The sequence below is a fragment of the Neisseria sp. RH3002v2f genome (assembly GCF_014596375.1).
Classification (GTDB): Bacteria; Pseudomonadota; Gammaproteobacteria; order Burkholderiales; family Neisseriaceae; genus Neisseria; species Neisseria cinerea.
This window is the reverse complement of the sequence record NZ_MAYZ01000012.1, coordinates 186,835-199,954: the sequence shown is the minus strand read 5'-3', so window position 1 is coordinate 199,954 and position 13,120 is coordinate 186,835. Positions and strand designations below refer to the sequence as shown.

The 13,120-nt window shown below is 49.2% G+C and carries 14 protein-coding genes; 6 read left to right on the top strand and 8 right to left on the bottom strand.

Annotation, left to right across the window (positions count from 1 at the left end):
• Window positions 1-468: 468 nt before the first annotated feature.
• From BBW69_RS01760 to BBW69_RS01745, 4 genes are read right to left on the bottom strand one after another with little or no spacing between them, the layout of a single operon-like run.
• Window positions 469-1,248 carry a TatD family hydrolase gene (locus tag BBW69_RS01760; RefSeq protein ID WP_188210195.1) on the bottom strand — a complete coding sequence of 260 codons (780 nt, stop codon included), beginning with the start codon at window positions 1,246-1,248 and terminating at the stop codon, window positions 469-471.
• 4 nt (window positions 1,249-1,252) lie between these two features.
• A complete protein-coding gene (locus tag BBW69_RS01755) occupies window positions 1,253-1,603 on the bottom strand; it encodes a PilZ domain-containing protein (protein ID WP_003677571.1) in 351 nt (116 codons plus the stop codon).
• Window positions 1,604-1,606: 3 nt separating this feature from the next.
• A complete protein-coding gene (locus tag BBW69_RS01750) occupies window positions 1,607-2,584 on the bottom strand; it encodes a DNA polymerase III subunit delta' (protein ID WP_188210194.1) in 978 nt (325 codons plus the stop codon).
• 34 nt (window positions 2,585-2,618) lie between these two features.
• Window positions 2,619-3,749, bottom strand: a complete 1,131-nt coding sequence (locus BBW69_RS01745; protein ID WP_305080169.1) for a PilT/PilU family type 4a pilus ATPase — start codon at window positions 3,747-3,749, stop codon at window positions 2,619-2,621.
• A 165-nt stretch (window positions 3,750-3,914) separates the two neighbouring features.
• Between BBW69_RS01745 and BBW69_RS01740 the strand changes: the two genes are divergently transcribed.
• The 3 genes from BBW69_RS01740 (at window position 3,915) to lepB (ending at window position 7,715) form a co-directional block, all read left to right on the top strand.
• A complete protein-coding gene (locus BBW69_RS01740) occupies window positions 3,915-4,616 on the top strand; it encodes a 5'-methylthioadenosine/adenosylhomocysteine nucleosidase (protein WP_188210193.1) in 702 nt (233 codons plus the stop codon).
• Window positions 4,617-4,759: 143 nt separating this feature from the next.
• Window positions 4,760-6,553, top strand: coding sequence for a translation elongation factor 4 (lepA, locus tag BBW69_RS01735; RefSeq protein ID WP_003677561.1), 1,794 nt, complete (start codon window positions 4,760-4,762; stop codon window positions 6,551-6,553).
• A gap of 142 nt (window positions 6,554-6,695) precedes the next feature.
• Window positions 6,696-7,715 carry a signal peptidase I gene (gene lepB, locus BBW69_RS01730; RefSeq protein ID WP_188210192.1) on the top strand — a complete coding sequence of 340 codons (1,020 nt, stop codon included), beginning with the start codon at window positions 6,696-6,698 and terminating at the stop codon, window positions 7,713-7,715.
• Window positions 7,716-7,875: 160 nt separating this feature from the next.
• Here lepB and BBW69_RS01725 read toward each other — a convergent pair whose 3' ends face one another.
• The 4 genes from BBW69_RS01725 to dapF all read right to left on the bottom strand — a co-directional run bounded on the left by BBW69_RS01725 (window position 7,876) and on the right by dapF (window position 11,513).
• Window positions 7,876-8,754: a DMT family transporter gene (locus tag BBW69_RS01725; RefSeq protein ID WP_370628299.1), complete on the bottom strand. Its 879-nt coding sequence runs from the start codon at window positions 8,752-8,754 to the stop codon at window positions 7,876-7,878.
• A 176-nt stretch (window positions 8,755-8,930) separates the two neighbouring features.
• Window positions 8,931-9,863, bottom strand: coding sequence for a cysteine synthase A (cysK, locus tag BBW69_RS01720; RefSeq protein ID WP_039854582.1), 933 nt, complete (start codon window positions 9,861-9,863; stop codon window positions 8,931-8,933).
• A 196-nt stretch (window positions 9,864-10,059) separates the two neighbouring features.
• Window positions 10,060-10,665, bottom strand: coding sequence for a hypothetical protein (locus BBW69_RS01715; protein WP_188210190.1), 606 nt, complete (start codon window positions 10,663-10,665; stop codon window positions 10,060-10,062).
• Window positions 10,662-11,513, bottom strand: coding sequence for a diaminopimelate epimerase (gene dapF, locus BBW69_RS01710; protein WP_188210189.1), 852 nt, complete (start codon window positions 11,511-11,513; stop codon window positions 10,662-10,664). The genes BBW69_RS01715 and dapF overlap by 4 nt, the downstream gene beginning before the upstream one ends.
• A 114-nt stretch (window positions 11,514-11,627) precedes the next feature.
• On the opposite strand from dapF, the gene BBW69_RS01705 reads away from it, so the two are divergent.
• The 3 genes from BBW69_RS01705 (at window position 11,628) to BBW69_RS01695 (ending at window position 13,085) form a co-directional block, all read left to right on the top strand.
• Window positions 11,628-11,915, top strand: a complete 288-nt coding sequence (locus BBW69_RS01705; protein WP_188210188.1) for a barstar family protein — start codon at window positions 11,628-11,630, stop codon at window positions 11,913-11,915.
• Window positions 11,916-12,105: 190 nt separating this feature from the next.
• The gene (locus tag BBW69_RS01700) at window positions 12,106-12,420 is read left to right on the top strand and encodes a lipoprotein (RefSeq protein WP_039854580.1); all 315 of its coding nucleotides are present in this window, start codon (window positions 12,106-12,108) and stop codon (window positions 12,418-12,420) included.
• Window positions 12,417-13,085 (top strand): sulfite exporter TauE/SafE family protein, encoded by a 669-nt coding sequence (locus tag BBW69_RS01695; RefSeq protein WP_188210187.1) that lies wholly within the window; start codon window positions 12,417-12,419, stop codon window positions 13,083-13,085. The genes BBW69_RS01700 and BBW69_RS01695 overlap by 4 nt, the downstream gene beginning before the upstream one ends.
• Window positions 13,086-13,120: the final 35 nt, after the last annotated feature.

The window sequence follows — 13,120 nt, the reverse complement described above, 5'->3', positions numbered from 1 at the left end:
CCCTAAACAAGTCGAGGTGCGTATTCTTGCAACGTCAAAAAATGTAAAGTTATTTGACCGTGAAATACACTATCTTTTTTATGCGAAAGTGATCTGCATCCCAAAACCTGGATACCTAATTTGAGATGCAGATTATGCCCTACTCTTGTCTTTTCATTCCAAGCTAGATTTCCTAGCCTCCTTTCAAAATCGCCCTCAATCTATCCAGTTGGTTTTGTATTTTTTTCTTGTTTTTGCTCGGTGGTGAGTTTTGGTTTATCACGTTCTCACAGCACATCGTGATTAGGTAATTCAGCTAAAAATCGGCTTGATTCTGGGCGAACTAATTCACCATATTAACGACGCTCTTTACATAAAGAAAAAGTACGTTCTTTTTGAGAATGCTCACTCCTCTTTCAAAGTAGTAAGATTTAGGTTTGTTTAACAAGAACTCACCCCTTCCAAATCAGCACGGCGTTGACACATTTGTCAACCTGCCCGCATATCGGGCACTTTTTTAAACAGACAGTAAAAGTTTTCCGTCGTGTATGCCGCGACCTGCTCCAATGTTTGATTCCGCAATTTGGCAATATGTTCGGCGGTATGACGCACAAAAGCCGGCTCGTTCTGCCTGCCGCGCTTAGGAACGGGGGCTAGGAACGGTGCATCGGTTTCCACCAGGATACGGTCGTCCGGAACGTATTTTGCCGCCTTCTGAACCAAGGGTGCGTTTTTAAAGGTAACGATTCCCGAGAAAGAAATGTAAAGCCCCAAATCCATTGCCGCACGGGCAAAACCGATGTCTTCGGAAAAACAGTGGATAACGCCCGAATTAACCCGGCATTCTTTCAGGATAGACAAGGTATCCGCCGCCGCATCGCGCGTATGGACGATAACGGGCAGTCCGGTTTGATTGGCTGCTTCGATGTGATCTGCAAAGCGTTTGTGCTGCCAAGACAAATCGCCTTTGCACCAGTAATAATCCAGCCCCGTCTCGCCTATGCCGACCACTTTCGGCGAAGCAGCTGCGGCAACCATTTCCGCAATGGAAAATTCTTCGGCTTCCTTACTGTCGGGATGTACGCCTATTGTGCAGTAAATATGCTCATAAACTTCGGCGATAGCGGATACTTCGGCAAAACTTTGCCTGCTGACGCTGATGGCAAGCGCCTGCCTCACTCTGTTTTCTTCCATATTGGACAAAACTTCGGGCAGGCGTTCTTTCAAACCCTCAAAATTGAGGTGGCAGTGTGAATCGATAATATGCATGGTGTTACATGGTAAACGTAGGCCTATTGCTGCCGAGCATACGACCCAATTCGGCTTCGATTTGGTCTTTGACTTTCAAACAGTTTTCATGTGTCGTAAACGCCAACCCTACCCCTTTGGGCTTTGACGAGGTGCGCGCCGGATTAATCCAGGCAACTTTGGTCGGCAGGAAAAGCTTGGGAAGGTTAAGGATTTCTGCGGCAAGCAGGATGTCTTCCCCAATGGAAAATACGTCGTCGGTCTGTACAAACAGACCGCCGTATTCCAAAAACGGCATATAGGAGCTGTAAAGCAGATTCACGTCTTTCAGCTGCAACGACATCATTTTTGCCGGAATATTTTGTCCGTTTGACATAATTCACCCGTTCTTTTTCTTCAATTCCAAATAATTAATAAGCAGATACTCTATCTGCATTTTGACATTTAAAGTGTGAAAACCATAAGGGGCAAGCCGTTTCAGCATATCTTCCGCGGCAAACACATTGCCATGACGGAAACCGGATGCCGTCTGAAGCAGCCGGTCTTCATAAGAAGGATAATAAACCGGTTTCATATTTTGCAGGCACAGGCCTAAATCGACCAGCCATTTCTGCATCCACCCGACAAATACGGCAAGCGGCAGTTTTTCCTTATCGAACAATTCGGCAAAGTCCAAAATCTTCAACAACCTTGGTTCGGCCAATATATTCAACAACTTTTCCCTTAATTCACACAATCTTTCTTCTTCATCAAACAGCGGCGCTCTGGAATGAAAAGCCAGACGTTCCTCAGGCTCCGCCACACCCCTTTCACGCAGATATGCCAATGCCTCTTCATGGGAAGGCGCGGGCAAAACCATCTTCCGGCAACGGCTCTTGACGGTAGGTAAAACCTTATCCGCCGCATGGCTTACCAACAAAAAGACCACTTGGGGCGGCGGTTCTTCCAACACTTTCAACAGACTGTTGGCAGCCTGGACATTCATGCTTTCGGCAGGATGGATGAGGACCACGCGCAGGCCTCCCCGTACCGAAGTCAGATACACGTTGTCGATAATTTTCCTGATGGCGTCGATTTTAATCTGCAACAGTTTGCGCCCATTTTCCGGCTCATCCGACAAGGGGGTTATCTCATAAAAATCAGGATGTCCTCCCTGTTCGAACAAATGGCAGGACGCGCATACTCCGCAAGGTCCGCCATCCGGCACAGGGCTTTCGCATAACAGTTTCTGTGCCACAAAGCGGGCAAACACGGTCTTTCCCGTACCTTTTTTACCGATGAACAGCCATGCATTGGGACGACGCTCCCAATGTTCCGCAAGCTGCCGCCATTGCTCATTATGCCACGGATAAATCATTTCAAACCATCCGTCCGAAAATCCATACTGTTCATCAGAGCAATTCCAAATCAGGCCCCGAACTTTGTGCGCGGCGGCTCCTCAACTGTACCGCCAGGCGCAAATCATGCGCCGAATCGGCATTTTTCAACGCATCCTGCAAAGAAATATCGCCGTTTTCGTACAATTGGTAAAGGTGTTGGTCAAAGGTCTGCATACCCAAAGCCGTGGACTTCTTCATAATTTCCTTGATTTCATGGATATTGCCGTTATGAATCAGCTCGGAAATCAAAGGAGAATTGAGCAGCACTTCGACTGCAGCCACCCTGCCCTTACCGCCGTCTCGCGGAACGAGGCGCTGCGAAATAAATGCTTGGAGATTGAGCGATAAATCCGTCAATAACTGTTCGCGCCGCTCCTCGGGGAAGAAGTTGATGATGCGGTCGAGCGCCTGGTTGGTGCTGTTGGCGTGCAGCGTCGCCATACACAAATGACCCGTTTCGGCAAAGGCGATGGCGTAATCCATGGTTTCGCGGTCGCGGATTTCACCGATAAGGATGACATCGGGTGCCTGGCGCAGCGTGTTTTTCAACGCCGCCATCCAGTTTTCCGTATCTACACCGACCTCACGCTGAGTGATGATGCAGTTTTTATGGTCGTGGACAAACTCAATCGGGTCTTCGATAGTAATAATGTGTCCGAACGTGTTTTCGTTGCGATAATCGATAAGTGAGGCAAGCGAAGTCGATTTACCCGAGCCTGTACCGCCGACAAAAATCACAAGGCCGCGTTTTTTCAGCGCGACATCCTTTAAGACCGGCGGCAGGTTCAAACTCTCAAACTTGGGAATTTTGCTGGTAATTGCGCGAAATACCAATGCCGTCGCGCCACGCTGTATCATCGCATTGACTCGGAAACGGCTGGTATCCGGCAGGCTGATGGCAAAGTTGCACTCGTTGGTCGATGAAAATTCTTCCGCCTGCTTCGGACTCATAATCGAAAAGGCGATTTCCATACATTTTTCTGCCGTCAGCGGCGTATCCGTGATACGGGTGATCGTTCCGTCCACCTTCATAGCAGGCGGGAAATTGGTTGTAACAAACAAATCCGAACCCTTATACTTATTCATATGACGCAACCATACAAACAGCTCGTCTTTTGCAGTCATATTTTCATCGGTAAACATCTTCATCCCCTTAATCGTTAAACGGCCTGCATGCCGCCATTCTACCAAAAACCCGCCATGCCGTCCGAACCGCTTCAGACGGCATGAACAGCCTGCCCGTCCAATCCTGCCCCTTTAACGTGTATAATTCGGCACTTATCCGAAATTTATAAGCAGGTCAACAATATGTCTTTGAAAACAGTAGCCGTTATCGGTGCGATGGAACAGGAAATCGCGCTCTTGCGCGAAACGATGGGAAATGTCAAAGCCATCTCTTTCGGCAAGTTTGCCGCCTATGAAGGCGAATTGGCAGGAAAACGCATGGTGCTCGCCTTAAGCGGAATCGGCAAAGTAAACGCGTCGGTTTCGACTGCCTGGCTTATCCATCAGTTTGAGCCGGACTGCGTCATCAACACCGGCAGCGCGGGCGGCTTGGGCAAGGGTTTGAAAGTCGGCGATGTCGTGGTCGGCACGGAAATCGCGCACCACGACGTCGATGTAACGGCGTTCGGCTATGTTTGGGGACAAGTGCCGCAACTGCCCGCCGTATTTGTTTCAGACGGCCTCTTGGTCAGCAAAGCAAAACAAGCGGCGGAAGTGTTTGAAGGCGCGGCGGTAGAACAAGGCCTGATTGTCAGCGGCGACCGTTTTGTCCACAGCAGCGAAGGCGTGGCGGAAATCCGCAGCCATTTCCCCGAAGTCAAGGCAGTGGAAATGGAAGCAGCAGCAATCGCCCAAACCTGCCACCAGCTCGACACGCCGTTTGTCATCATCCGCGCGGTTTCCGATTCGGCAGATGAAAAAGCAGACATCAGCTTTGATGAGTTCTTGAAAACTGCGGCGGCAAATTCCGCAAAAATGGTGGCGGAGATTGTCAAATCTTTATAAACCCTTTATCGAATCATGCCAAAACAACCGTTTTCCGCTAGAATGTCGGGCTGTTTATCCCGTTGCGCCCGACATTAGGACGCACCGCTGTTTGTTCAGACGGCATTTCTAAAACCCACTGTTCAACATTCAAAATAACTCTAATGAAAAATATCCGAAATTTCTCCATCATTGCCCACATCGACCACGGTAAATCGACGCTTGCCGACCGTTTTATCCAATACTGCGGCGGTTTGGATTTGCGCGAAATGAGTACGCAGGTGCTCGATTCCATGGACATCGAAAAAGAGCGCGGCATCACCATCAAAGCGCAAACCGCCGCGCTCAACTACAAAGCACGCGACGGGCAGGTGTATCAACTCAACCTGATTGACACGCCGGGACACGTCGACTTCTCTTACGAAGTCTCCCGTTCGCTGTCTGCCTGCGAAGGTGCGCTTTTGGTGGTTGACGCATCTCAAGGTGTCGAAGCGCAAACCGTGGCGAACTGCTATACCGCGATTGATTTGGGTGTGGAAGTCGTGCCTGTTTTGAACAAAATCGACTTGCCTGCCGCAGAACCCGAGCGCGTAGAGCAGGAAATTGAAGACATCATCGGTATTGATGCCGTTGGCGCAGTGCAATGTTCTGCTAAAAGCGGCATCGGCGTGGAAGACGTTTTAGAAGAAATTGTTGCCAAAATCCCCGCACCGACCGGCGATGAAAACGCGCCGTTGCAAGCAGTTATTGTCGATTCATGGTTTGACAACTACGTCGGCGTGGTCATGCTGATTCGAGTGAAAAACGGCACCATCAAACTGAAAGACAAAGTCCGCTTTATGAGCACCAAAGCGGAAACGCAAGTTGAGCAGCTGGGCGTATTCACACCGAAATCAGTTCAAAAGCAAGAACTCAAAGCCGGCGAAGTGGGCTTTTTGATTACCGGCGTAAAAGAATTGGGACAGGCGAAAGTCGGCGATACGGTTACACTGGTTGCCAACCCCGCCTCAGAGCCGCTGCCCGGCTTTCAAGAAGTACAAAGTCAAGTATTTGCGGGTCTCTACCCCGTAGAAAGCCACGATTACGAAGCCTTGCGCGACGCTTTGGAAAAATTACAGCTTAACGATGCTTCGCTAAAATTCGAGCCTGAAGTTTCTCAGGCTCTGGGCTTCGGCTTCCGTTGCGGCTTCTTGGGCCTGCTGCACTTGGAAATCGTACAGGAACGCTTGGAGCGCGAGTTCGACATGGATTTGATTACCACCGCGCCGACGGTGGTTTACGAAGTCGTGTTGAAGAGCGGCGAAAAAATCGAAGTCGAAAATCCGTCCAAACTGCCCGACATCGGCAGCATCGAAACTATTCTCGAGCCGATTATCACTGCGACCATCCTCGTGCCGCAGGAATACGTCGGCAACGTCATGACTTTGTGTAACCAAAAGCGCGGAGTACAAGTCAATATGCAATACATGGGCCGCCAAGTCATGCTGACTTATGATTTGCCCATGAACGAAGTCGTAATGGACTTCTTCGACAAACTCAAATCGACTTCGCGCGGTTATGCTTCGTTGGACTACCATTTCAAAGAGTTCCAACCGTCTGATTTGATTAAGCTCGACATTATGGTCAACGGAGAAAAAGTCGATGCGCTGAGCCTGATTGTCCACCGTCAAAGCTCGGTTCACCGAGGCCGCGAGCTGGCATCGAAAATGCGCGAACTGATTCCGCGCCAAATGTTCGACATCGCCGTCCAAGCCGCCATCGGCAGCCAGATTATCGCCCGAGAAAACGTCAAAGCCCTGCGTAAAAACGTTTTGGCAAAATGTTACGGCGGCGATATTACGCGTAAGAAAAAACTGCTTGAAAAACAAAAAGCAGGCAAACGTCGCATGAAACAAGTGGGCAACGTGGAAATCCCGCAAAGCGCGTTCTTGGCGATTTTGCAGGTAAGCGACAAATAATATCCGGCACACGGGGCAGCGCATCATGCCCCTTAAACCGCCCTGATTGCAAGAGAGCACGTCCGCAAACAAACTTTGTGATTTACCGCCTCTTAAAAACGGTTGCACGGACGGGCAGGTTTTTAACCGTTAAGGAACAACAATGAACACAATGCTAATGTTGGGTGCGGCGGCGGCGCTGCTTGCCGGCATCATCCTTTATTTCAAAAGCGACAAGAAACGGCAGGAAAACGGAGAGTGGAGTTCCAGCCTTGAATACGCCTATATCCTGATGGTGGTCGGCGTTTTTGCCGCCCTATCCCTGTTTATGAGCTTTACCGCCGTTTTTCTGATTTGCGTTGTATTGTGCGGTACGGTTTGGGGGGTATATAAGTACCGCCTGAGGACTCATCCCGAAATCTCGGAAAGCAGCCACTTCGGCGATTATTTCGGCAGTTTCTTCCCTACCGTTTTGGTATTGTTCCTCATCCGGTCGTTTATTGCCGAACCGTTCCAAATTCCATCCAGCTCCATGCGCCCGGGCCTAATCAAGGGCGATTTCATTTTGGTCAGCAAATTTTCCTACGGCTTGCGCGTACCCGTTTTAAACAATGTATTTATCCCCACAGGCAAAATCGAACGGGGCGATGTCGTCGTTTTTAATTATCCTCTGCAGCCGGACATGACCTACATCAAGCGTATTGTCGGCATCCCGGGCGACATTGTCGAATATCGGGATAAAGTTCTGACAGTAAATGGAAAACCGGCTTCTGATATTCCTGACGGCACATACAGTTATCACGACGACACCGACTCTTCCGAAATCCACAACACGGATATGTTCCGTAGCGGTCTGGACGGCAGATCATTCAATATTCTGAAAAAAGAAGGGCAAGCGGCCGTTTCCCTACCCGTATTGAGCAAATATACCTCCGATATCATGTCTGAAAACGGCTACTCCATAGAGCAGAGCGGTCTGAACCATTGCCAATATGCCGACGACGGCAGCGGTTTTGTATGTCAGGTTCCCGAAGGACGCTATTTCGCTATGGGTGATAACCGCGACAACAGTGCCGATTCTCGCTACTGGGGCTTTGTGGATGACAAGCTGGTGGTCGGTAAGGCAACCTTCATTCTGATGAACTTCGGCGATTTCAGCCGGGCCGGTACGGTAATCCGCTAAACCAGAAAGCCAAGAATGCCGTCTGAAAATAGTTTCAGACGGCATTTGCTATTCCTCACCTTTGCAGGCGGGTCTAACGTTGTCGGATTTTCCTGCCTATCAGTCCGGTAACTCAGGTTTTGCACAGAAAACTGCCGATACTACCTTGATGGAATCAATGTTAAGACTGCTGTTTCAGCGAACCGAGATAAATTGCCGAAAGCGTCAGCACCACCCCTCCCCACTGCACACCGTCAATCGGTTTGCCCAACCCAAAATAATCGATTAACAAGGCGGCAACCGGTTCGGATAAAAGCAACAGCCCCGTCAGCGATAGGGAAAGTAACGGAATGGCATAGGCAATCATCGCCCATGCAAAACACTGCATCACCACGCCGTACACAAACACCAAACCGGCATCCCGCCATGTAGTCGGATAAAGCGCCCCGCCGTCCATCAGCAATGCCGGAACAATCAGCGATACCGCGCCGCCCAAACTCAAAATCATCATGACAGGGAAAAGGTCTGCCTGCCCAACCTCATGGGTTTTACGCACAAACACCATAGACAGAGCAAGCATCAATCCTGACATCAAACCGCTGGCAAATCCCCAACCGGCATCACCATTGCGTACAAATTCGGGACTTGAAATCATCATCATACCGACGGCCGCCAGCACCAAGCTGAGCATCTGAAGCCAGCCCAACCGCTCCCTAAAAAAGAAAAAACCGATTGCCGATAAGAAGAAAATTTGCAGGCTGTTGAGCAGAGTTGAAATACCGGGACCAACCGCATGTATGCTTTCATGCCACAGCGCCAAATCAAAAGCAAGAAAAACGCCTGCCGTCATTGCATATCGGATGGTTTTCCTGTTTCTTGGAAACTGTTGGCCTGAAAATCGGGTCAATAGCCAAAAAACAAAACTGGAAACCGCCAACCGCCAAAAGGCGATCGCATACGATCCGATGGGTACAAACCTGACAATCAGGCTGCCCAATCCGAACACCACACAACCCAGCACCAGCAATGGTACAGCATATTTTTTACCGTTCCCGTCCAACATTCCCTCCCTTCTCCATCCGACAGCCGTCCAATCGGAAAAACGACCATCTAGCCAGCAAATATGCCGTCTGAAACCGAAGATTTTTGACAAATATGCAAAAACGCATTTTGCGGTACGGTGTTACACCAATGCCGCAAAATGCGCCCGAACGTTCCAACAATCAGATTAAAGCTTTATGCCAAATCTGCAAACAATGGCGTGGAAAGATAACGCTCCCCGTAAGAAGGCAGCAACACGACTATCAATTTGCCTTCGTTTTCAGGCTCTTTGGCAAGCTGCAACGCGCTCCAAACCGCGGCACCGGAAGAAATGCCCACCAAAATGCCTTCTTTTTCCGCCATGGCACGGGCAGTTTCAAATGCCGCCTCGTTAGGTACTTTGGAAATGCTGTCATAAACAGCCGTATTCAAAATGCTGGGGATAAAGCCTGCACCCAAACCTTGAATCGGATGAGGACCCTTTTCACCCCCGCTCAATACCGGAGAAGCTTCAGGCTCGACGGCAACTACCTGAACCTCCGGTTTGTATTTTTTCAACACTTCGCCCACACCGGTAATCGTACCGCCTGTTCCGACACCAGCAACAAAGACATCGACTTTGCCGTCCGTATCCCGCCAAATTTCCTCCCCGGTTGTTTTGCGGTGGATTTCGGGATTTGCCTCATTATCGAACTGACGCGGCATGAAATAGGTGTCGGGATGTTCATCGACCAATGATTGCGCCTTCGCAATCGCGCCGCCCATACCTTCGGCGGCAGGTGTCAGAATCAGCTCTGCACCAAACGCACGCAACAGCATTTTACGCTCTTTACTCATACTCTCCGGCATGGTAATCGCCAATTTGTAGCCGCGTGCGGCACATACCATCGCCAAACCGATACCGGTATTACCGCTGGTTGCTTCGACAATGACGGTATTTTGATTAATCTTACCCGCTTTCTCGGCAGCCTCAATCATTGCTTCGGCAATACGGTCTTTCACACTGCTGCCCGGATTGAAGAATTCAAGCTTCACGGCAACTTCCGCCTTCAGACCTTCGGTCAGACGGTTCAACTTGACCAATGGGGTGTTGCCGATCAATTCGGTAATGTTGTTTGCAATTTTCATCTTCTGCTCCTGAATAATAAAATTTCGATAGTAAGGCACGCAATCTACTGTCAACATCCTGTCCAATTACAGAGTATTCACGCCGAACCATAAACAAATTTCAGATATGGCCGTATCCTAAACCTATGCCGTCTGAAAAACCAATACCCAAATTTTCTTTCTTTATAACTTTTTGTTCCAATACGGCCGCACCGTATTATCTTCCAATTTCTGAAAGCAGCAGCACCAGTACCGAGACCTGCATCAACGCTGCCGTCAACATGCCGAGGCGCAACTGCGAACCACTGAACAGAAAGGAAGGCCGCCCGTCTATACCCCTGCCATGCACATAAGCAACCGCTATCAGCACAAACTGCAACACAAACCAATAAACCGGCTTCAGCACATAAAGTTTAAGCAATGCCGAAAATACGAACACTTGGGCCGTTCCCGAAAACCAATAATACGCCAACACGCACACACCGGCGAAGGCAAACGTCATCAATACATTACTGACGGCAAAAAGCCCGAGCAGCGGATGCCCGGCATCTGCCTGCCACCCCCCTCCGTCTGCCTTCCGCCGCCAATGCCCGATAAAGAAAAATATACTGCCCAGTGTCAGATAAAAGTGGGGAATGAACAAAGGTGCGGCATGGGCCAATCCCCACATCCCCGGCATCAGCTTCGCCCCCAAAACCGATATTCCCAGCCACAGCACGATACTCGCCCAAAACCATTGCAACATTCCTGCGCGGAATATCATAAATAGAAAAACCGCCGCATACAGTAAGGCAAACAAAAAATCCAAATGCAGCAAAATCATGAATACGCCAACTCGCCTTCAAACACGGTTTCCGCAGGGCCGGTCATCATCACATCGCCGCCGCGGGCCCATTCGATATATAAAGTCCCGCCCGGCAAAACCACCTCTACCGTTTTCCCTTCATCCAACAGCCCCAGACGGATACCCGCCACCACAGCCGCACACGCGCCCGTACCGCAAGCTTGGGTTTCGCCCACGCCGCGCTCGAACACGCGCAAACGAATCGCGGTTCGGCTGACAATCTGCATAAAGCCGACGTTGACGCGTTTGGGAAACTGCCTGTGCGGTTCGATAAGCGAACCGGTTTCGCGCACCGGCGCGCATTCCACGTCATCGACCACAATCACAGCATGAGGATTGCCCATATTGACGCAGCTGACAGGCTGAATGCCGGATTCAAGATGCACCCCATAAATACAGGCATCATCTCCCTCGTCCGATACGGGAACAAACGGTATTTCAGACGGCATGAACTTCGGTTTGCCCATATTGACCGTAACCATGCCGTTATCGGACAATTTCGGAAAAATAATGCCCTTGGCCGTTTCAACACAAATTTCTTTCTTATCGGTCAAACCCTTGTCTGCAACAAAACGGGCAAAACAACGCGCTCCGTTGCCGCATTGCTCGACCTCGCTGCCGTCGGCATTGAAAATACGGTAACGGAAATCTACACCTTCGGTTTCCGAACGCCCGACCACCAAAAGCTGGTCGAACCCGATGCCGCGGAAACGGTCAGCCCATGCCGCAATCGGTGCATGCTCAGGAATAAAATCCTGACTGACCGCGTCAATCACCATAAAATCGTTGCCCAAACCGTGCATTTTGGTAAATTTTAAAGTTTTCATATCGAACCAGACTGATACTAGATTGTTATATTCTAACGATGGATTGCTATATATAACAACTGATCATTATATCTCTGCAACACAAATTGGAACTTGGAAATAGGAGTATAACTTATGCAATTAGAGATTATCGGTAGTAAAATTTATACGGAACAAGATTTTCATAATCAAATTTCAAAAATATTTTCTATACAAGATTATTATGGGAACAATCTTGATGCTTTGTGGGATTTATTGAGCACAAATGTAGAACGACCGATTACTTTGGTATGGAAAGATGCTATGTTCTCAAAAAATCAATTAAAAAGTATATTTACTGAAATAGTAAAGGTTCTAGAAAGAGTTAAGAAACAAGATGAAGATTATGGATTCGAAGAAAAATTTAATTATATTTTAGAGTAAGCAAACCCTAGTTACATTACGTACACAGGCTTAAAACTCCCCGGAGCCAATTAAGATTGTTCCGAAATCCCGTATTGTCTGTTGCTTCCGAATTCCGAAATCCCCGTGCCGAAGGGAAATGCTTCCATCTCCCGCCGTCGGGAGATTAAAATAAGCATTATACTGTTTGTTACCCATTACAATAAACACCATGTTCCGCATATTACTGTTGCTTTTCCCTTGTGCAATCCTTGCTGCCTGCACCCGAAACATACCGGCAAACCCGGCCGTTTCAAATTGCGCGCATCTTCAAAACCGCACCATCCTGTATTTTGACGCACACGGCAAACCAGCCGACAGCGCAGTAAAGGGCGGATTTTACAGGACTGTCGAAATTCATGACACAAACCGCATCCTTATTCAAGACTTTAACAGCACGGGGAATGCCCTCGCCAAACCCTATTGGTCGGACTGCCGGAAATTATCCGTTTTCCCCGACGAACATCTGACCATGAGCCGTCCATGAACCACGACATCACTTTCCTAACCCTGTTCCTGCTCGGTTTCTTCGGAGGAACGCACTGCATCGGCATGTGCGGCGGATTAAGCAGCGCGTTTGCGCTCCAACTCCCCCCGCATATCAACCGCTTTTGGCTGATCCTGCTGCTTAACACAGGACGGATAAGCAGCTATACGGCAATCGGTCTGATTCTCGGATTAATCGGACAGGTCGGCGTTTCACTCGACCAAACCCGTGTCCTTCAGAATATTTTATACACAGCCGCCAACCTCCTGCTGCTCTTTTTAGGCTTATACTTGAGCGGTATTTCTTCCTTGGTGGCAAAAATCGAGAAAATCGGCAAACCGATATGGCGGAATCTGAACCCGATACTCAACCGGCTGTTACCCATAAAATCCATACCGGCCTGCCTTGCTGTCGGAATATTATGGGGTTGGCTGCCGTGCGGGCTGGTTTACAGCGCGTCGCTTTACGCGCTGGGAAGCGGCAGTGCGGCAACGGGCGGGTTATATATGCTTGCCTTTGCACTGGGTACGCTGCCCAATCTTTTGGCAATCGGCATTTTTTCCCTGCAACTGAAAAAAATCATGCAAAACCGATATATCCGCCTGTGTACAGGATTATCCGTATCATTATGGGCATTATGGAAGCTTGCCGTCCTGTGGCTGTAACACTCATTAATTCCCAATACCCGTAAAAAATGCCG